At 46.0% G+C, this 20,589-nt stretch carries 16 protein-coding genes and 1 tRNA gene; 12 read left to right on the plus strand and 5 right to left on the minus strand.

The genetic code is table 11. The annotated features are described in order from the left end of the window. Positions 1-14 precede the first annotated feature (14 nt). The 3 genes from ICN13_RS01815 to ICN13_RS01825 all read left to right on the plus strand — a co-directional run bounded on the left by ICN13_RS01815 (position 15) and on the right by ICN13_RS01825 (position 3,502). Entirely contained in the window at positions 15-2,432 is a 2,418-nt protein-coding gene (locus tag ICN13_RS01815; protein WP_216863981.1) for a DNA internalization-related competence protein ComEC/Rec2, read from the plus strand. Between the two features lie 41 nt (positions 2,433-2,473). After that, complete coding sequence (locus ICN13_RS01820) at positions 2,474-2,845, plus strand: glycine zipper family protein (protein WP_216138666.1); 372 nt, start codon at positions 2,474-2,476, stop codon at positions 2,843-2,845. Between the two features lie 117 nt (positions 2,846-2,962). Continuing rightward, positions 2,963-3,502, plus strand: a complete 540-nt coding sequence (locus ICN13_RS01825; protein WP_216138668.1) for a hypothetical protein — start codon at positions 2,963-2,965, stop codon at positions 3,500-3,502. A gap of 79 nt (positions 3,503-3,581) precedes the next feature. On the opposite strand, the gene ICN13_RS01830 is transcribed toward ICN13_RS01825, so the two are convergent. After that, positions 3,582-3,658, minus strand: a tRNA-Met gene (locus tag ICN13_RS01830). Between the two features lie 254 nt (positions 3,659-3,912). Between ICN13_RS01830 and ICN13_RS01835 the strand changes: the two genes are divergently transcribed. The 3 genes from ICN13_RS01835 to radA are packed head-to-tail and all read left to right on the plus strand — an operon-like array spanning position 3,913 to position 7,665. Then, on the plus strand, positions 3,913-5,754 hold the full coding sequence (locus ICN13_RS01835) for a potassium transporter Kup (protein WP_255534042.1): 1,842 nt from the start codon (positions 3,913-3,915) through the stop codon (positions 5,752-5,754). A gap of 11 nt (positions 5,755-5,765) precedes the next feature. Next, positions 5,766-6,257: a hypothetical protein gene (locus ICN13_RS01840; protein WP_216138672.1), complete on the plus strand. Its 492-nt coding sequence runs from the start codon at positions 5,766-5,768 to the stop codon at positions 6,255-6,257. 43 nt (positions 6,258-6,300) lie between these two features. Continuing rightward, positions 6,301-7,665: a DNA repair protein RadA gene (gene radA, locus ICN13_RS01845; protein ID WP_215348679.1), complete on the plus strand. Its 1,365-nt coding sequence runs from the start codon at positions 6,301-6,303 to the stop codon at positions 7,663-7,665. A gap of 7 nt (positions 7,666-7,672) precedes the next feature. Here radA and prmB read toward each other — a convergent pair whose 3' ends face one another. Genes prmB through dapD form a run of 3 tightly spaced genes read right to left on the minus strand, consistent with a single transcriptional unit; the run spans position 7,673 to position 10,591 of the window. Continuing rightward, entirely contained in the window at positions 7,673-8,569 is an 897-nt protein-coding gene (prmB, locus tag ICN13_RS01850) for a 50S ribosomal protein L3 N(5)-glutamine methyltransferase (RefSeq protein ID WP_216138674.1), read from the minus strand. A gap of 36 nt (positions 8,570-8,605) precedes the next feature. Next, on the minus strand, positions 8,606-9,757 hold the full coding sequence (dapE, locus tag ICN13_RS01855) for a succinyl-diaminopimelate desuccinylase (RefSeq protein WP_216138676.1): 1,152 nt from the start codon (positions 9,755-9,757) through the stop codon (positions 8,606-8,608). Positions 9,758-9,763: 6 nt separating this feature from the next. Beyond that, a complete protein-coding gene (dapD, locus tag ICN13_RS01860; RefSeq protein ID WP_216138678.1) occupies positions 9,764-10,591 on the minus strand; it encodes a 2,3,4,5-tetrahydropyridine-2,6-dicarboxylate N-succinyltransferase in 828 nt (275 codons plus the stop codon). Positions 10,592-10,765: 174 nt separating this feature from the next. Here dapD and smc point away from each other — a divergent pair, with 174 nt between their 5' ends. The 6 genes from smc to ICN13_RS01890 all read left to right on the plus strand — a co-directional run bounded on the left by smc (position 10,766) and on the right by ICN13_RS01890 (position 19,486). After that, the gene (smc, locus tag ICN13_RS01865) at positions 10,766-14,287 is read left to right on the plus strand and encodes a chromosome segregation protein SMC (protein WP_216138687.1); all 3,522 of its coding nucleotides are present in this window, start codon (positions 10,766-10,768) and stop codon (positions 14,285-14,287) included. Then, positions 14,288-15,343, plus strand: a complete 1,056-nt coding sequence (locus ICN13_RS01870) for a cell division protein ZipA C-terminal FtsZ-binding domain-containing protein (RefSeq protein ID WP_370622934.1) — start codon at positions 14,288-14,290, stop codon at positions 15,341-15,343. It begins immediately after the preceding gene. A gap of 9 nt (positions 15,344-15,352) precedes the next feature. Further along, positions 15,353-17,368 carry an NAD-dependent DNA ligase LigA gene (gene ligA / locus ICN13_RS01875; protein WP_216138695.1) on the plus strand — a complete coding sequence of 672 codons (2,016 nt, stop codon included), beginning with the start codon at positions 15,353-15,355 and terminating at the stop codon, positions 17,366-17,368. Between the two features lie 13 nt (positions 17,369-17,381). Beyond that, positions 17,382-18,146 carry a class II aldolase/adducin family protein gene (locus ICN13_RS01880; protein WP_216138697.1) on the plus strand — a complete coding sequence of 255 codons (765 nt, stop codon included), beginning with the start codon at positions 17,382-17,384 and terminating at the stop codon, positions 18,144-18,146. A gap of 12 nt (positions 18,147-18,158) precedes the next feature. Beyond that, positions 18,159-18,344 (plus strand): 4-oxalocrotonate tautomerase, encoded by a 186-nt coding sequence (locus ICN13_RS01885; RefSeq protein ID WP_215296516.1) that lies wholly within the window; start codon positions 18,159-18,161, stop codon positions 18,342-18,344. Between the two features lie 119 nt (positions 18,345-18,463). Next, positions 18,464-19,486, plus strand: a complete 1,023-nt coding sequence (locus tag ICN13_RS01890; RefSeq protein WP_216138699.1) for a 2-dehydropantoate 2-reductase — start codon at positions 18,464-18,466, stop codon at positions 19,484-19,486. A 59-nt stretch (positions 19,487-19,545) separates the two neighbouring features. Here the strand turns inward: ICN13_RS01890 and ICN13_RS01895 are convergent, their stop codons facing one another. Next, positions 19,546-20,469, minus strand: a complete 924-nt coding sequence (locus tag ICN13_RS01895; protein ID WP_216138701.1) for a LysR family transcriptional regulator — start codon at positions 20,467-20,469, stop codon at positions 19,546-19,548. Between the last annotated feature and the right edge of the window lie 120 nt (positions 20,470-20,589).

Here is a 20,589-nt window from a genome sequence, read left to right on the forward strand (position 1 = left end):
CATTTCTTTTATTTTTGCCAAAGATCCCTATTTATTGGGTGACCGGATGTTTATTGATCGGAGCGCTGTGCTTGCTCTTCATCTGTATCCAAAAGTCATCAAGCTTTCTTCGTCAATTAGCAATTCTTTCTTTGATGTTCGTGCTTGGCTTTGCTTGGAATGCACGCTATGCCGAGAATCGATTGAGTAATGTTCTTTCGCTAGAAATGGAGAGCAAAGACTTAACGATAGAAGGCCGCGTAGTTGCACTACCTCAGGGTAATTCTGCAGGGGCTAAATTTGCATTTGAAATTGATGAGTCTGTAAATCATCTTCCTAAGCGCATTTATTTGAGCTGGCAGCCAGCCTGGAGAAATCCGCAAGCAATCCCCGAAGTCGCTCCTGGACAGCGTTGGAGATTCAAGGTAAAGCTGAAGCGACCTTACGGATCTCTCAACCCATTTACATTTGATTTTGAGCGTTGGTCTTTTCATCAAGACTTTGGAGCCAGTGGCTCGGTAAGGTCAGGAGAGCTCTTACTCTCAAAAGACATTGGGTTAGCAGAATTTGAATTACGTATGGAGTTAGCGCGCTGGAGCCTGCGTAAAAAGATTCAAAAGCTATTACCGGAAGATGCTCGTTATACAGGGGTAATTATTGCCTTAGTGATGGGCGATCAAAATGCGATTGATCAAGATGACTGGCGGATATTTAATGCTACGGGTATCGGACATTTAATTTCAATATCAGGATTGCATGTGACGATGTTGGCAGGGGTGGGTGCCACAATAGCCACATTCATTTGGCGACGTCGTTCTTGGCCTCTACTAATTCCTGTAGGCAAAGTAGCTGCAAGTGCTGGGTTTTTGACAGCATTTATCTACGCATGGTTAGCAGGTTTTCAGATTCCAGCACAGAGAACTATGTATATGGTTGGTGTCGTTGCATTTGCACTTTGGTCTGGCAGAAATCCAAGATCATTTGATATTTGGTGGTGGGCATTGGCATTTGTTTTGCTAATAGATCCTATGGCACCCTATACCCCAGGTTTTTGGCTATCGTTCGGTGCGGTTGCAGCAATTTTGTATGCCATGGGTGATTCCAGTGGTCTATTGGGAATTCCGACTGGAAAGGAATTGGAGGTCCGCTGGGCTGATCGCCTAACACAAGCTTTGCGCGAAGCTTGTCGAGTGCAGGCGGTTGTCACTATCGCATTGCTACCATTTACTTTGTATTGGTTTTATCAAGCATCGGTAGTCTCACCCTTGGCTAATGCTCTTGCAATTCCATTGGTGAGCTATGTTGTAACTCCCCTAGCAATCCCAGGAGCTTTATTGCCAGAATTTATTGGCAAGTGGTTGCTAATACCTGCGCATATGGCGATGGAGTATCTAGCAATCGTATTAGATTGGATGGCCAGCTGGAGTTGGTCGATAGTTTGGTCTAAACAACCAGAGTGGTGGAGTTTGCTGTTATCTGGTGTTGGAATTGTCTATGCCATACGTCCAGGAGGATTGATGGATGATTGGAAATTACGCACCCTAGCTTTGTCGCTATCCATAGCAATGTTTATTCCACAATTGAGCTATTTGAATTACCCTTCTTTAGCTGTTGGTGAATTTAGGGCAACCGTTCTGGATATTGGTCAAGGCACAGCGGTCTTATTGGAAACTGCGAACAGGAAATTACTTTATGACACGGGGCCAACTCAAGGGAGGACGGATGATGCAGGTCAGCGCGTGATCCTACCGTATTTGCGTGGTAGGGGAATTGAGCAAATAGATCGTATGGTCATCAGTCATAGCGACAGTGATCATATCGGTGGAGCAGCTTCACTATTAAAACAAATACAGTTTGATGCAATGATGGGTTCTCTGCCTAGCAATAATCCACTATTTCAAAACCTTCAAGCTAGAAAAATCCCAAGCATTCCTTGTCGATTTGGACAGCGCTGGATTTGGGATGATGTGGAGTTCATGGTGTGGCATCCACATGAAGAAACGCTTTTTGAGGAGCAATACTCTAGAAAGCCAAATGAAATGAGTTGTGTTCTTGAGGTGCGTAATCAGACGGCTTCTTTTTGGTTAACTGGTGATGTTGAAAAACAGGGCGAAGCTGATATGGTGGAACGACTTAATCAACCCAGACTTCAGGGGCTATCTGATAAGCGACTTATTTTTATGGCGCCACACCATGGAAGCAAGACCTCTTCCTCGCTTGAGCTGCTCAAAATTTTGGAGCCTGATCAAGCATTTGCACAAAATGGCTACCGTAATCGATATGGTCATCCGCATCCAACTGTAAGTGCTCGCTATCGAGATTTAAAAATTCCCTTTCATCAAACACCGAAAACGGGTGCTCAAGTTTGGACCTTTAAAAATAATGCTGAGTTTTCGACACAATTTTGGCGGCATGATATAAATCGTCTATGGCATAGGAGTATTAAGGATTAATTCTTTGTTCTCAAATTGATTCAGTAAAAAAGGTAATGAATATGAATAAGCTATTTGCATTATGTTCTTTGGTTTTGATTACAGCTGTTGGCTGTGCTGGTGCCGATGTTCGCCCACTCGTGGATATGAAGGGCGTTAATGAGACTGCCTATGAAAAAGACCTGCAGGAGTGCCAAGCGTATGCAAAGGAGCAGTCTGGCATGGGTGAGACGGCTGCAAAAGGTGCTGGTGCAGGTGCTGTAGTTGGAGGCTTACTAGGACTTGTTACAGGCGGCAATAAGACTGGCATCGTTCAAGCTGCCGGTGCTGGTGCAGTGATAGGTGGTGCAGGAGGAGCTTTTACAGGCAATCAAGCCCAGGAGGCGGTTGTGAAGCGCTGCTTGAGTGGTAGAGGTTATAAGGTTTTGAATTAAACCTTTACTATAGCTTGAGGCTAAAAAAGGAAATGCTGATCGCTGGTCTCTTTGGCGACACTAAACCCCTCTTTAGTTGGTCGATAGTATGATTTCCGGACTTAAGGGGATTTAGATATGTACAGAATTATTGCTTTAATCATAGTTAGTCTTAGTTTAGTGGCGTGTCGAGGCAACGATAAAGTCGTTAGCGCTTGGGAGGTAAACGATGTTTATCGTTCCACCATCATTAGCTCTAATCCAAGTAATGGCGCAAAAATTTATCAAGGCCCTCCAATTAATACCATGGATGCCGCTAATACCTTTGAGATGTTTAATCTTAGAGCTGAGCAAACTACGCAGGGCGCTAAAACATATGAGCTCCTAGTTCATCTCACTTACTTCGCTCCATGGCGTTACTATGAATCGGCTAACTTGCTGAATAAACCTGCAAGTACTTTTAAGGTTCTTTCACGAGAGGCTGGTGTTTGTGAGCCTCAAGGTTGTGTTTTTAAAGAGTTGATGGCAATTCAATTAACAGATGCTTTTTTACGCGAGCAAATGGATAAGGGATTTCAGGTCACTATTTCTTCAAAAACTGGGGTGAGCAGCGATTTGTTTGTACCAGCTCAGTACCTTCAGGGTTACTTGAAGGCTGTTGACGGACCAAAGAAATAGTTTTTTAAGTGATTACTGGTCTAGCCTGGACCAAAAAAGCAAAAAGCCCTTAAAAATTAAGGGCTTAGTACGTAAATCTTGGTTGCGGGGGCAGGATTTGAACCTACGACCTTCGGGTTATGAGCCCGACGAGCTGCCAGACTGCTCCACCCCGCGTCTGAAGCTGAAATTCTACCATTTTTTGGGGGTCTCTGTCGAGGTTTTCCTGTAAAAGGAATATAAAAAAGCGGTTTTTGAGGGCTTTATTCCTGCTTTAATGGCGCCTTATAAGGAGTAACATATTGCTACGCAACATACCTTAAGGTTATGAGATGTCAATTAGTAATCCAGAGTTTTCCAGTTCAACACTTCTGAATCCAGTAGAAGTTAGTGGTCCTGGTGGTGAGCATAAAAAAAGTCTTGGCGTAATGATGCTCGCAGCAATTGGCGTAGTTTTCGGCGATATCGGAACTAGCCCACTCTATGCCCTAAAAGAGTGTTTCGATGCCAATCATGGCATTGCGTATACCCCAGAAGCTCTATTTGGCGTCATCTCAATGATGATTTGGGCCCTTATCTTGGTTGTGACTGTTAAGTATGTGTTGTTTGTGATGCGTGCAGATAATAAAGGCGAAGGCGGCGTCCTATCTTTAATGGCCTTAGCTTTACGTTCTTTTGACAGCAAATCAAAAGGCTACTTCTTTTTTATGATTATGGGCATGCTGGGTGCTTGCATGCTCTTAGGTGAATCGGTTATTACCCCAGCTATTTCTGTTTTGTCTGCGGTTGAGGGTATTGAGATCGCTGCACCAGGCTTGCATAAATTCATTATTCCAATTTCGCTCATTATTTTGGTGGCTTTATTTCTGATCCAGAAATACGGCACTGCTGCAGTCGGAAAATTATTTGGACCCATCACGCTTGCTTGGTTCTTAACACTTGCTGTATTGGGTATCTGGAATATTGGCGATGCCCCGGAGATTATTGCCGCCTTTAATCCTTTGTACGCAATCGATTTCATCAGACTACATCCAACTACTGCATACATTGTGATGGGCGCAGTTGTTCTTGTGGTGACTGGTGTTGAAGCGCTCTATCTTGATATGGGGCATTTCGGGCGTACTCCAGTGAGATATGCCTGGTTGTTCATTGTTTTGCCAAGTCTTTTGATTAACTATCTTGGTCAGGGGGCTTTAGTGCTCTCAGACCCCGAAGCAATTAAGAATCCCTTTTACTTGATGGTTCCAGAATGGGCTCTGTGGCCAACAGTAGGCTTGGCTACGGCTGCCACTGTGATTGCATCTCAGGCTGTAATTTCTGGGGCATATTCATTGGTAAGCCAAGCAATTTTATTGGGCTTTATGCCACGCATGAATATTTTGCATACCTCTGATTCTGAACAGGGCCAAATTTATATTCCGATTGTCAATTGGGCTCTATTGTTTATGGTGGTTGTAACCATTATTGAGTTTCGAGAGTCTGTTAATTTAGCGGCTGCATACGGCATTTCCGTAACATCAACAATGCTCATCACCACGATTTTGCTAGCGGTAGTAATGTTCCGTGAATGGAAGATGAATGCGGTATTGGTGGCTCTAATTACAGCTGCCTTTTTCCTCGTCGATTTTGCTTTTTGGACTGCGAATCTGATTAAGATTAAAGATGGTGGTTGGTACCCATTAGCTCTTGGCTTACTTTGCTTTACTTGCTTGATTACCTGGTACCGTGGCCGTCAAATTTTGCGCCAGCGTGCAGTGGAGGGCGGTATTGAGCTCAGTAGCTTTATTGGCGCCTTGCTTTCACATCCTCCGCATCGAGTTGAGGGTACAGCTATATTTTTGACTGCACACGTAGATTATTTGCCGGTATCTTTTTTGCACAACTTGAAGCATAACCACGTCCTCCATGAAAGAGTCTTTTTCTTGAAGGTGAGCATTTGGGATGTGCCTTATGTAAATGATAAGGATCGTATTACCCTCAAAGATTTGGGCGGCAATATATTTGTAGTCAGAGCTATCTACGGATTCAAAGAGACTCCTGATATGGCAACAATCATTAACTTGATTGAGACTAGCTTCAATATGAAGTTCGACATGATGAATACCTCTTTCTTCTTGTCGCGCGATACCATTATTCCTTCTGCTATCCCTGGTATGGCACTGTGGCGTGAGCGTTTGTTCTGCTGGATGTATCAAAATGCTGGACGCCAGTCTGACTTTTTCAAGATCCCTGCCAATCGAATTGTGGAATTGGGCGCGAAGGTGGAAATTTGAGAGCTCTTCTTATGCACTCAAAAATATTCCTCGGAATTTTTTTAGTGGCTTGTTCTATTGCTAGTCCTGTCTTGGCGACTCTTGCTGAAGAGGCTGAGCTCGAGCAATTAAATAAGATTGAGCAGGAGCTTGAGCTTCAGCGCGAGTGGGCAAAGTATCGATGGGGCAAGGCTCAAGCTGAATGCCATCAAAAGTATTGGGTCAACTACTGTATTAGTAGTGCTAGAACTCAATATCGCAAAGAGATAGACCCAATTACCCAGCAAGAGATAGCATTGCATGAGGAGCAGCGTAAATTACGTAAGAGTCTAAAAGATCAAGAAGATATTAAGCGTGCTGCAGAGCGTGCTTCGCCTGTGAAGGCTGCTGAGCGTAAAGATAATCAGCGTGAATTTGAAGAAAAGCAAAAAGCGGCCGCTGCAAGAGCTGCGGATCTAGAGCAACGCCGTAAGGATGCACCTAAACGTGCACAAGAAAATAAAGCTGGTACCCAGCTAGATTAATTACTCAACCCATATTTTTTATAACTTCATTACTAGGTAACTCTTGGCAAAAGTCAAAACGGTTTATATCTGCCAATCTTGTGGCGGCACCTCTGCAAAGTGGCAGGGCCAATGTCCATCTTGTCAGGCATGGAACACGATGGAAGAGGGCTTGCCAGAAACTACATCGAACTCTCGTTTTCAGGGTTTGGCACAATCCTTACCTCGGCAAAAACTTTCTGCGATTACTGCAGAGGATTTACCGAGATTTAGCACGGGTGTAGAGGAGTTTGATCGCGTCTTGGGTGGCGGCTTAGTCCCCGGTGGTGTAGTGCTTTTAGGTGGAGATCCTGGTATTGGCAAATCTACATTGCTTTTACAGGCTCTAGCTGAGATGAGCGCTGCTGGTATGAATGTGCTTTACAGCAGTGGTGAAGAGTCAGCGGCCCAAATTGCCTTACGTGCAAAACGAATTGCATTAGATGCCCCCCAATTGGAGGTCTTAGCGGAAATTCAGTTGGAGAAACTGATTTCAATTATGGATACGGTTAAGCCCCAAGTGTTGGTGGTGGATTCCATTCAAACTTTGTACTCTGAGGTACTCAGTTCCGCTCCGGGATCTGTGGCACAGGTTCGTGAGTGTGCTGCGCAATTAACCAGGGCTGCAAAGTCAAGCGGTATTTGTGTCTTGATGGTGGGTCACGTTACTAAAGATGGCCACTTAGCTGGCCCTCGCGTCCTTGAGCATATTGTTGATACGGTTCTGTACTTTGAAGGTGATACACATTCTTCATTCCGCTTAGTGCGCTCAATTAAAAATCGTTTTGGCGCCGTCAATGAGTTGGGCGTATTTGCGATGACTGAAAAAGGTCTTCGGGGTGTTACGAATCCTTCAGCCATTTTCCTATCGCAGCATGAGCAGATGGTTCCGGGCGCGTGTGTATTGGTGACCCAAGAGGGCAGTCGGCCATTGTTAGTAGAGATCCAGGCGCTAGTAGATACGGCGCATGTTCCTAACCCAAGGCGTTTAGCTGTTGGTCTAGAGCAAGCGCGCTTGGCAATGCTCTTGGCTGTATTGCATCGTCATGCTGGGGTTGCTTGCTTTGATCAAGATGTGTTTTTAAATGCAGTCGGCGGGGTCAAAATCTCAGAGCCTGCGGCTGACTTGGCAGTACTACTAGCAATACAGTCATCGATTCGAAATCGCGCGCTACCTAAAGAGCTGATCGTATTTGGTGAGGTTGGTTTGGCTGGCGAGATTCGTCCATGCCCTCGTGGTCAGGAGCGTTTAAAGGAAGCAGCTAAGCTCGGCTTCACGGTAGCCATTATTCCGAAGGCCAACATGCCGAAGACCAAGATTCCTGGATTAAAAGTTATTCCAGTGGAGAGAATTGATCAGGCAATTGCTGCAGCAGCAGAATTAAGCTGATTACTTGTTAGCGCAGGTCTTCTGCCTGAATTAATAAGACCTGCTCTTCACCAGCAGAGACCTCCATCCAAATCGCTGGAATTTGCGGGAAGGCTTTCTTGAAGTTTTCATATTCATTGCCAATCTCAATCAGGATGGCGCCACGCTCTGATAGGTAATCAGGCGCATGCGCAATAATTCTTCTGATGAGGTCCATGCCATCATCTCCACCTGCCAATGCTAAAGCTGGCTCAGCATGATATTCAATGGGAAGTATGCTCATTGAGTTCGCATTGACATACGGTGGATTGCAAATGATTAAGTCAAATAGGTTGTCTTCGTTTGGTTCGGGTAGTGCATCCCATAAATCACCATCGAATAACTCCACCTGAGAGCTCAAGCCATGCCGATCCACATTACGTGCGGCAATAGATAAGGCAGGCATGCTGATATCACAAGCGCTCACATGAATATCAGGGCAAGAGAGTGCTAGTAGCACTGCTAGTGAGCCATTGCCGGTGCATAAATCAAGCGCTTTACCATCTGCCGGTAGCCAGGGCTCTAACGAGCCATCCACAATCAGTTCCGCGATCCATGAGCGGGGAACGATGCTTTGCTCGCTACAGAAAAAAGGTACGCCCATAAGCCAGGCTTCACCCAAAATATAGGCGAGTGGTTTGCGTGTGGAGATTCTTGTATCGGCAACCGCGATCGCTTTTTGCTGCTGCTCTCTTGTAATGAGATCTTCTAAATGATCTAGTGCATCAGTTGGACTTAAATTGATCTGCTTACTGACGAGCCACAAGGCCTCGCTTCGTGCATCAATTGCGCCATGCCCATAATGTAAGTTGGTAGCTTCCAGTTTTTGTGCAATCTGATTGATACACTGATCGACTGTCAATGATTGCTGAGGCTCAGGGTCCATGATGGATTAGTTGTAGTAGAAAGAATCTATTCGCAATTAAGCAATGAGTTGCTCAAGCGTTTTGCGATAAATATTTTTGAGCGGCTCTACATCATCAATGATGACGCACTCATCGATTTTATGGCTAGTAGCATTCAGGGGGCCAAACTCTACTACTTCTTTGCATATCTTCGCAATAAAACGACCATCGCTGGTTCCACCAGTGGTTGATAGCTCTGTATCAATCTGAGTTTCAGCTTTAATGGCTGTGCGCAGCGCTCCCGCTAAATCGCCATCGCCCGTAATGAATGGGCTACCACCCAATACCCACTCAATTTCAAATTCAAGCCCAGCATCTTTGAGAATCTTTTCAAGACGCTCACGCAATTGCTCGGGCTTGCTCTCTGTTGAGAAGCGGAAGTTGAAGTCGATGGTTAATTCGCCGGGAATGACGTTATTTGCGCCGGTACCCGCATGAATATTGGAGATCTGAAAGCTGGTCGGTTGAAAATATTGATTGCCTCTATCCCATTCAGTTTCTACTAGCGCAGAAATCGCAGGAGCAGAAAGATGAATCGGATTTTTACCCAAATGTGGGTAGGCGATGTGCGCCTGAATGCCTTTAATTTTGAGCTTGCCAGATAAAGAGCCGCGGCGTCCATTCTTAATCATGTCACCGAGTTGATTTACCGAGGTAGGCTCACCAATCACACAATAGTCCAGGCGTTGACCATGCTTTTGCAAGCGTTCGCACATGATGACTGTACCGTCATTCGCGGGACCTTCTTCATCGCTAGTGATGAGAAAAGCAATCGAACCCTGGTGGTCGGGGTGGGCTGTAACAAACTCTTCGGTAGCAACAACAAATCCAGCGAGGGAGGTTTTCATATCCGCTGCGCCACGACCATAGAGCATGCCATCACGTATGGTTGGGGTGAATGGGTTACTGGTCCATTTTTCTACTGGACCAGTGGGCACAACATCTGTATGACCAGCAAACATGAGTACTTTGCCTTGGTCGCCAGACTTCCCTTTTTTAATTGCCCACAGGTTGGTGACTTGAAAGTTGTCAGGGCCGCTCACAATACTCTCAGTATGAAAGCCGAGAGCTTGTAAGCGTGTTGCGATTAATTCTTGGCAGCCACCATCAGCCGGGGTAACGGAATGGCAGGCAATCAGAGCTTCTGTCAGCTCAAGGGTGGCGCTCATCGAAATTTAGTCGCGAAGTAATTCGTTGATAGCAGTCTTGGCTCTAGTTTGAGCATCAACCTTCTTCACGATGATCGCGGCATACAGGCTGTATTTACCGCAAGCAGAAGGCAGAGAGCCAGGAACGACTACAGAGCCTGCTGGAACTCGACCGTAGTGAACTTCACCAGTTTCACGGTCATAAATCTTGGTGCTTTGGCCGATATAGACACCCATAGAGAGCACTGCATTCTCTTCAATGACCACACCTTCAACCACTTCGGAGCGAGCTCCAATGAAGCAGTTATCTTCAATAATGACTGGGCCGGCCTGGATAGGTTCTAAAACGCCGCCGATACCTACGCCACCGGAAAGGTGAACGTTTTTACCGATTTGAGCGCAAGACCCTACGGTTGCCCAGGTATCAACCATGGTGCCCTCACCAACGTAAGCGCCAATATTCACGTAAGAGGGCATTAAAACCGCATTTTTGCCAATAAATGAGCCGCGACGGGCTACGGCTGGGGGTACAACCCGAAAGCCGCCAGCAGCAAAATCAGCCGCTGTGTAGTTCTGGAATTTGCTCGGCACCTTGTCGTAGAACTGGGTATAGCCGCCAGCACCCATAGGAATGTTGTCCTCTAGCCGGAAAGAAAGCAAAACAGCCTTCTTAACCCACTGATTTACCTCCCAGTTACCAACGCTACGGCGTTCAGCAACGCGAATAGTGCCGTTATTAAGGCCTTCTAAGACGGCATTAACAGCGCCGCGGACGTCGCCAGGGACGCTATCAGGAGAAAGGTTTGCGCGGTTTTCCCAGGCTTGTTCAATGATGCTTTGTGGTGATTGGCTCATGCTTTTTAGTTAACTATCAGATTGTTAAGGGATTTTGTCCCTGGAGGTAGATTTATCATTATATCGATGGGGAGAAAACACGTCTAAGGAGCCCCAAGCTTGCTATCATCTTCCCACTTTAGCTTTAATTATTTACCCCTTATTTAAACCTCTTTTTTCCCTGCAAAGTACGCCGTGCAACTGAAATCCATCAAACTTTCCGGCTTTAAGTCTTTCGTTGACCCAACCCATTTTGAAATGCCTGGCCAATTAATTGGCGTTGTAGGGCCTAACGGTTGTGGAAAGTCGAACATTATTGACGCCGTCCGCTGGGTTTTGGGTGAATCCCGTGCCAGCGAATTACGTGGCGAATCCATGCAAGACGTTATTTTTAACGGCTCTGGTTTGCGTAAGCCATCTGGTCGTGCCAGTGTAGAACTCATTTTTGATAATTCTGAAGGACGTGCTCAGGGTCAGTGGAGTGCTTTTACAGAATTGGGAATTAAACGTGTTTTAACTCGTGACGGTAACTCAAGCTATTACGTCAACAATCAAGTAGTGCGTCGTAAAGATATCCAAGATATTTTCTTGGGTACGGGCATGGGTCCAAGAGGTTACGCCATCATTGGACAAGGCACTATCAACCGCATCTTAGAAGCAAAGCCAGAAGAATTACGCGTTTTCTTGGAAGAGGCGGCTGGTGTTTCTAAATACAAAGAGCGTCGCAAAGAAACTGCATCACGTTTAGAAGACACTGTAGAAAACTTAACACGTGTTGAAGATATTTTGCGCGAGCTTGATCAGCAATTAACTCGCTTGGAGAAACAGGCAACGGTTGCTGAGCGCCATGCAGAGTTATCTACGCAAATGAAATCGCAGCAACAGTTACTTTGGTTTGTACGTCAGACCGAGGCTGGTAAAGAGCAAGAGCGCCATGCCAACGGTATTCGTGACACCCAGGTAAGTCTGGAAGAGCAGACGGCGAAGCTGCGTCATGCCGAAGCTGAATTAGAAACTATGCGCACGCAGCAATACTCTTTACAAGATAAAGTTTCTCAAGCGCAGGGTGATTTGTATCAAACGAACTCTGATGTTAGTCAGGTTGAATCACAGATTCATTATGTGCAAGAGGCGCGTCAACGTTTGCAACAGCAAACTCAAGACCTGCAAGCTCAGTTACAACGCTGGACTGTTCAAGAGACTGATGCTGCACAAGCACAACGTACTACTGAGCATGAGCTTAGCGAAGCAGCAGAAAAAGAACAATCTTTATTGACTAATCTCAGTGGCTTACAAGAGCAAATGCCAGGCCGTGAAGATTCTTACCAAACATCTGCTCGTGAATTAAATAATGCGCGCGATAGCTTGGCATCGATTGAACAGCGTTTAGCAAGTTTGGGTGAGCGTATTCGTGCGATGTCTGCCCAATCAGATGAATTAAAAGGGCGCGAGACTCGCCTCACAAGTGAATTAGATGGCATGCGTAGGCCAGATGCACAAGCTTTACAAATGGCAATTGATCGTCAGGCTATGGCTCAGCGCAAAGTGGATGAGGCTAAACAGCGTGCGGCCGATACCCAGCAACGCGTACCCGCTACTGATGAGGCACGAAATGCCGCACAACAAAAGATTCAGACTGCCAATCAGGATCTAGCCCAAACTGAAGCGAAGCTGACTGCGTTAACCGCTTTGCAGGCCAGTGTTCAGGCTCAAGGCAAGATCGGCCCATGGCTAGAGAGCAAGGGGCTCAAAGAGAGTAAGCGCCTTTGGCAAGAGCTCAAAGTTGAGAGCGGCTGGGAAGCTGCTTTGGAGTCTGTATTGCGTGAGCGTTTAGCTGCGGTGACTGCAAAGAGCGTTCAAGAGACATTAGCTTTAGCTAATGATGCCCCGCCAAGTCGTTTGGCAATTTTGTTGACTGAAGAAATTACGCCTGCACACACGGTAGTTCCAGCAGATTTCACGCCATTACTCACTCGTGTTCAAAGTGCTGGTGCATCACGCCTCACTTCTGTATTACAAGAGTGGTTGGATAATATTTATATTGCTAGTAGTTTAGAAGATGCTTTACATCGTCGCGAGAAATTACCAGCAGGCGGTGCTTTTGTAACTCAACAAGGCCACCTAGTTAGCCGCGTCAGTGTTCAACTCTATGCTGCAGACTCTGAGCAGGCTGGTATGTTGGCTCGCGCTCAAGAGATGGAGAGTCTTGAAAAGCAATTGCGCGCACAAAAGCTCATGCAAAGCGAGTTGCAGGGCGAATTAGATCAATGCGCTGCAAACTATCAAGCTGCGCACCAAGCGGCAGAGCAAGCACGCATCAATGCTGAGCATGCTGTTCAAGAAGCCCATGGCTTTGAAGTCGAAAGAATGCAGCTTACCCAGGCTGAAGAGCAATATAGCCAACGCGCTGCTCAAATCCAAGGTGAGTTGTCAGAGTTGCGTCAGCAGATGGCTCAGCTCAGCACAAATCAAGAGCAGTCTGCTGCTGAGTTGACTCAAGCAGAACAATCAAAGCAGGGTCTTCAAGAGTCTCTTCAGGCAGCTCAAGAAAAATTAGAACTTTCCACGCAAGAGCGTGATCGCTTACGCGAATCTCTCCGTGCTGCTGAGATGGCTGCACAAGAGGCAGCATTTGCAACACGCTCATTGCAGCAACGCATTGCGGATTTGCAACGTGATCAAAGTACAGCACGTACTCAGATCATGGAGATTCAGGATAAGCATGACTTAGCTACCCAAGAATTAGCAACTTTGAGTGATGAAGAAGCGCAAGATAAATTACAAGGTTTGCTCTTGGCACGCAGTGCCCGTGAGGCTGCTTTGGCAAATGCCCGTACAGAACAAGATGCTTTGTTGCATCAGTTGCGTGAGGCTGATGAGGCTCGCATGCAAGTTGAGCGCGGCCTGCAGCCAATGCGCGACAGAGTTGTTGATTTGCAGTTACGTGAACAAGCTGCCCGCTTGAACTTTGAGCAATTTGCAACTCTGCTATCGGATGCAGAGGCTGATCTCAGTGCACTCGAGGCCAATTTCAGTCCAGACTTGAAAGTAGGCGCACTGCAAACTGAAGTGAATCGCTTGAATACTGAAATTCAATCATTGGGCCCTGTGAATATGGCGGCTCTTGATGAGTTGGCTAGCTCAAGAGAGCGTAAGCAGTTCTTGGATGCGCAATCTGCCGACTTGAATGAAGCAATGCAAACCTTGACGGATGCGATTGCCAAGATTGATGCTGAGACACGTGATTTATTGCAGGGCACTTTTGACCAGGTTAATGGCCACTTCGGCAAACTCTTCCCAGAATTGTTTGGTGGTGGACACGCCGAGCTAGTCATGACGGGCGAAGAGATTTTGGACGCCGGTGTTCAGGTGATGGCTCAGCCTCCAGGTAAGAAGAATAGCTCTATTTACCTGCTCTCAGGTGGCGAGAAAGCCTTGACTGCGATTGCTTTAGTTTTCTCACTCTTCCTTTTGAATCCGGCACCATTCTGCTTGCTAGATGAGGTGGACGCACCATTGGATGACGCAAATACCTTGCGCTATGCGCAGCTAGTTGCCAAAATGTCAGATAAGACCCAGTTTTTGTTTATCTCACACAACAAGATCACCATGGAAATTGCTCATCAACTGATTGGCGTCACCATGCAAGAGCAGGGTGTATCCAGAATTGTGGCGGTAGATATTTCATCCGCTGTATCGATGGTGGAGGCCGCCTAAGTGTACGTAGAACAAATCATGACAGCGTTGGGTTTGTCTGATTTGCAATTCGCACTGGCCGTAATTGGGCTGCTGATTTTGATATCAGTAGCCATTCTGAATTTTAAATACGCCCGCGCTCGCCGCAAAGCGAATGAGCAAGCTGAATTTTCCGATGATCGCACTCGTCGCGAACCTGGTTTTGCTGATCTAGATGCAGAGCGAACTGAGCCAAGCTTCGGGGCTGCCTCAGTAGTAAGTGCTTCACTAGAGAAATTTACGATTGACCCTCGCATTGATTGTGTCATTACTCTTCGATTTGACGAGGCCATCGCTGGATCAGAGATCTTAGAGGAGCTAAATGACTGGACTGACTCTCAGGTACAGGCCAATGCAAGATGGATTTGCGAGGGATTAAACGCAGATCAAGATGCTGCTGAGAGTTGGGAGGAGCTTAAGTCTAATTCTTCCTATACAGAGCTGCAGTTGGCAGTTCAGTTGGCAAGTCGTCGTGGGGCAATTGGGGTTCTTGAGTTATCTGATTTCTGTTCACGTGCACAAGCACTTGCTGAAACATTAGGATCTCAGATTGATATGCCGAGTGTGAACACGATGCTTGAGAGTGCTAAAGAGTTGGATTTGTTGGCAGCTGATAGCGATATCCAATTGAGTATTAACGTTTTATTTGATGAGCCTTGTCCATGGGGCAACTTTGATGCTTTGATGCGTCAACGTGGCTTCAAGCTGGCTCGTAATGGCAGGCAATATGAGTTCTATAGTAATGGCGTACTCATTTTCAATAGTGCTGATTTAGATCCCAATTTATCTGTATCGCAATTGACTTTATTGCTTGAGGTTCCATTGGTTGCTCAAGAGCAGCGTGCATTCGAAAGAATGCTGGGAGAAGGCGTTGAGATTTCTCAGGCCGCTCATGGTCGTTTAGTAGATGACAATGGAATTAATTTGAGTGAAGCTGCAGTGGTGAGTATTCGTCAGCACCTCGATATCCTTTATGCCAATCTTGAGAAATCCGGCATTCCTGCTGGGTCTTCTACAGCTAGCAGACTATTTAGCTAGGAAATCACCTTGTCGTCCACCAGTCCGACAAATTTAGCGGAGCGTTACGCATTCTTGCAGGCAGAGCTCGCTCGCTTAGAGCACGCTTACTACGTTCTAGACAACCCGCTCCTGCCCGATATTGAATATGACCGTCTCTATCGTGAGTTATTGGATATTGAAGTAGCGCACCCGGAGTGGATTACTCCAGAGTCTTTATCCCAAAGGGTGGGCGGCACTGCTCTAAAAGAGTTTGATTCGGTAACCCACGAGGTACCTATGCTCTCTCTGAATAACGCTTTCGAAGATGCAGAGCTGGTTGGTTTTGATCGTCGCTGTCGCGAAGGCTTGCATCTAGATCACGTGGCTTATGCTGGTGAGTTGAAATTTGATGGTTTAGCTATCTCGCTGCGTTATGAAAATGGCTCCTTAGTCACGGCAGCAACTCGGGGTGATGGTGCTAGTGGCGAAGATGTCACGGCTAACATCAAAACTATTCGTGCTATTCCACTGAAATTGACTGGTAAAAATATTCCCAAGGTCTTAGAGGTTCGTGGCGAAGTTTTTATGTATCTGAAAGACTTCGAAAAAATGAATAGACAGGCAGCGGCGCTGGGAGAAAAAGAATTTGCCAATCCCCGCAATGCTGCAGCTGGTAGCTTGCGCCAATTAGATTCGAAGATCACTGCAAAAAGACCGCTCTCTTTCTTTGCTTATGGCTTAGGTGCTCTTGAGCCGCAATCCTGGCTACCCAAAACCCATGAAGAGTTACTGAATGCCTATGTAGAACTGGGATTACCTGTTTGCTCAGAGCGCAGAGTGCTGAACTCCATACAAGAGATTCTCAATTTCTATAATGAGATTGGTTCAAAGAGGGATGCTCTCCCATACGATATCGATGGCGTTGTTTACAAAGTCAATTCATTTGCAGAGCAAGCTAAGTTAGGTTTTGTATCCCGGGCACCACGCTTTGCACTAGCGCATAAGTATCCGGCGCAAGAAGCGCTCACCACTGTTTTAGGTATTGATGTGCAAGTAGGTCGCACAGGGGCAATTACTCCAGTTGCCAGACTCTCACCAGTCGAGGTAGGTGGGGTTACTGTTACTAATGCCACCCTTCATAATGAAGACGAAGTCAAGCGTAAAGATGTTCGTATTGGTGATACCGTTTCTGTTCGAAGGGCTGGTGATGTGATCCCAGAAGTGGTTTCGGTAATCAAAGATCGCAGACCTGCCAATGCAACGGAGTTTGTAATGCCAACAAGCTGCCCAGTATGTGATTCCCATATAGAGCGTTTAGCGGATGAAGCAGTCGCACGTTGTAGTGGTGGACTATTTTGTGGGGCACAGCGTAAGCAGGCATTAATTCACTTTGCTCACAGAAGGGCGCTCGATATCGAAGGTCTAGGAGAAAAGATAGTTGATCAATTGGTTGATCAGAATCTGGTGAGAACGCCTGCAGACCTGTACAAATTAGGATTTACGGCTCTAGCTAATCTTGAGCGTATGGGCGATAAGTCTGCTGACAATCTGATTCAGGCAATCAACCAATCCAGAAACACCACCCTAGCTAGATTTATCTTTGCCCTGGGTATTCGTCATGTTGGCGAAACTACCGCAAAGGATCTAGCCAATCATTACCAATCTATGCACGCATTGATGGATGCCAGTATAGGGGATTTGCTTACAGTCAAGGATGTTGGCCCAGTCGTGGCAGATTCCATTACTAGCTTTATGCAAGAAGCACATAACCGCGAAGTGATTGAGCAGCTCCTGGCATCAGGAATGCAGCTCGCAGTAGAGGAGAAAGTGATTAGTGCAGCAGTAGCAGGCAAGACCTTTGTATTAACTGGTACATTTCCGACGATGACAAGGGATGAGGCTAAAGATCTCCTAGAGAAGGCGGGAGCTAAGGTAGCCGGATCTGTTTCCAAGAAAACTGACTATGTTGTAGCGGGATCAGATGCTGGTAGTAAGCTAACTAAAGCTGAAGAGTTGGGTGTGCCGGTGATTGATGAAGCGGCAATGCTTGATTTATTGAAATAGATCGTATTTTGATATGAGTTCATTTAAGCAAGCATTTCATTTCAATTCAGAACAATGGGCGGACTTAAGCCCGATTTCTGATCAAGAGAAGCAAGTGCGAATTGATTTAGCAACTGCTTATCAATTGGCGTATTTAAAAAATTGGGATGATGGAATTTATACGCATATTTCAGCTGCAGTCCCAGGCGAAGATGGCGCTTATCTGCTGAATCGATTTGGTTTGCGATTTAATGAAGTGACTCCGCAAAATTTAGTAAAGGTAAATCTTCATTGTCAGATATTGACTGGAGAGGGCCCTGTGAATCAGACAGGCTTTGCAATCCACGGTGCAGTTCATGCTGCACGACCTGATGCGAAGTGTGTATTCCATCTGCACATAGATTCAGTGATAGCTGTATCAGCCCAAATACAAGGCCTTTTGCCAATTTCACAGCATGCATTACGTTTTTATGAAGATATTGCCTATCACCACTATCAAGGTCTGGCACTATCTTCAGATGAGCAAGTGCATTTAGTGCAAAGTTTAGGTAATAAAAAAGCAATTCTTTTGCATAATCACGGCAGCATTGTGTGCGGGTCTTCTGTACAGCAAGCGTTTTATCTGATGGATGTTTTAGATAAAGCTTCCAAGATTCAAGTTTTAGCTGGATTGAGTGCAAATTTGGTCCATCCATCTCAAAAGATTTGTGAATTAACCTATAAACAGCTTTGTAGTGATGGTGATGATGAGGGTCAGCTTGAGTGGCCTGCATATCAAAGAATTTTGTTAGCTAATTAAGAGGAGAAAAGCATGCCATTAATTCAGGTGCAATTATTCGAGGGCCGCAGCGATGACGTTAAGCGGGAATATGCCAAGGCCATCACAGAGGCTGCGGTAAAAATTATGGGTTGCACTGCAGCATCAGTTGATGTCATCTATCAAGATGTCAAAAAGTCTGACTGGGCAACAGCAGGAAAATTATGGAGTGATTCCTAGCTATTAAAAGCGCAGATATTCCTGATTGGAATATGTCATATTGCATCCCTGGTATTCACAACACTGAAGACTTTGCGCAAGATGCCCCTAATCTAATTTTTTATTTCTGAGGGGGCTGTATGAAAATCTGCGTCATTGGGGGTGGTGGTGCAATCGGCGGTTATTTAGCCGCTCGGTTGGCTAGAGCAGGAAATCAGGTAACGGTTGTAGCCAGAGGCAAAACTTTGGAAGCTATCCAAAAAAATGGCCTAACCCTCTTTATGGAGGATGAGCCACGTCCGATTGTTGCTCGTGTCACCGCAATAGAAAAAATTCGTGATGCTGGTACACCAGATGTCGTTATCTTGGCAGTTAAAGCCCATCAAATCGAACCGATCGTAGATGACTTAGCGAGCATCGTTGGCCCTGAGACTATTGTCATCCCGATGCAGAATGGTATTCCTTGGTGGTATTTCCAAAATCTACCTGGCCCATTTGAAGACTTACCAGTGGAGACTGTAGATACTGGTGGGCAGATTATGAAAAAAATTAATCCACGCAATGTGATCGGTTGCGTTGTGTATCCAGCTACTTACGCTGAATCTCCAGGGGTTATTCGTCACGTTGAAGGCAATCGTTTTCCATTGGGTGAGCTTGATGGGTCTCAGTCTGAACGCATTCAAAGAATTTCCCAGATGATGGCCGATGCTGGCTTTAAGTCTCCTATCTTGGAAGATATTCGCTCAGAAATTTGGCTCAAGCTCTGGGGCAATATGACTTTTAATCCGATTAGTGCACTCACCCATGAGCATCTTGAAGGTATCTGCAAAAATCCTCTGACCAAGGATTTGGCGCGTTGCATGATGCAAGAGGCTCAGACCATTGCTGAAAAGTTGGGTGTTGTATTTCGTGTGGATATTGAGAGACGTATTTCTGGAGCAGAAAAGGTTGGCAAGCATAAGACATCGATGCTTCAAGATCTTGAGGCTGGTAATAGCTTAGAGATTGATGCATTGCTTGGCTCTGTGATTGAGCTCGGACACATCACCAAGACCCCAATGCCTTGTTTGAGTACTGTATTTGCCTTAACGAAGCTGTTAAATACCAAGGTTCAAACCTCGCAAGGTAGATTAGCTCTACCCGAGCTTGCTCTCGAGCACTAGTTCTAAAGAAGTTCTGTAGTCCTATGTTGTGTTTTCCCGTCTTCGTGACGGGATTTTTTTTATTCGGACTTGCCTGCAGGCAATCCCTTCCACCACTCTCCTTTGAATTGGCCTTGTAGCCAATCGATGCATCGACTCACTTTAGTTGGTACATGCTTGGGGGAGGAGAACACCGCATGAATTTCTTGGCTTGGTAAGGACCAATCCTCAAGGATAGGTTTCAGTACTCCATCTTTGATGGACTGATGAGCGACGTACGAGGGTAGGGCAGCTAAGCCCATTCCAGCTCTTGCTGCAGATAAGATCGATGAGAGGTTGTTGGACGTAAAGGGCCCTTTCACCTCAATAGATTCAGACTGGCCTGATTTTCCGGTGAAATTCCAGCGATGGTCAGCTTGCACAGTGGAGTAGATGAGCGCTCGGTGCCTTTGAATATCTTCCGGTGCCTGGGGCACAGAATACTCGTTCAGATATTGCGGTGTAGCTACCAGGACCCAGGGATTGGTCCCCAAAAATCTGGAGCCCAAGGAGGAGTCCGGTAGCCGCCTCATGCGAATTGCTAAATCAACACCTTGCTCAACTAGATTGATATATCGATCATCCATATTGAGATTCACTTCCAGCTCCGGATGTTGAGACATGAATTCGAGAATCGAGGGTGTTAGAACCCGACGCCCAAAAGCAACAGACGAGCTTATCGTTAATTTCCCGCGCACTTTTGATTGCATCAATGAGGCAATGTCATCAGCCTCTTCAATCTCACGGGCAATCAACTTGCATTTTTCGTAGTAAATCTTTCCAATTTCGGTGGGGGTTACTCCTCTCGTGCTGCGATGCAGCAATAATGCTCCCAGACGCTTCTCCATCGATGCAACAAATTTGGTGGCTGTAGGCTGAGTAATGCCAAGGTCTTCAGCAGCCTTGCTAAATGAGCCCGTTTCCACTACTCGAATAAAGAGGGATATGCCTTGTACGCGATCCATTGAGGGGTTTTCCAGTGGCGATACCTGATTTTTACACTATTCCATGGCGGAATACTAGATATAGATTTGGTGAGGTTCTCAATTTTGCTGAATTTGAGGATGATTCGTTCATACCTATAC

The organism is Polynucleobacter sp. MWH-Berg-3C6, from assembly GCF_018881855.1.
Taxonomy (GTDB): domain Bacteria; phylum Pseudomonadota; class Gammaproteobacteria; order Burkholderiales; family Burkholderiaceae; genus Polynucleobacter.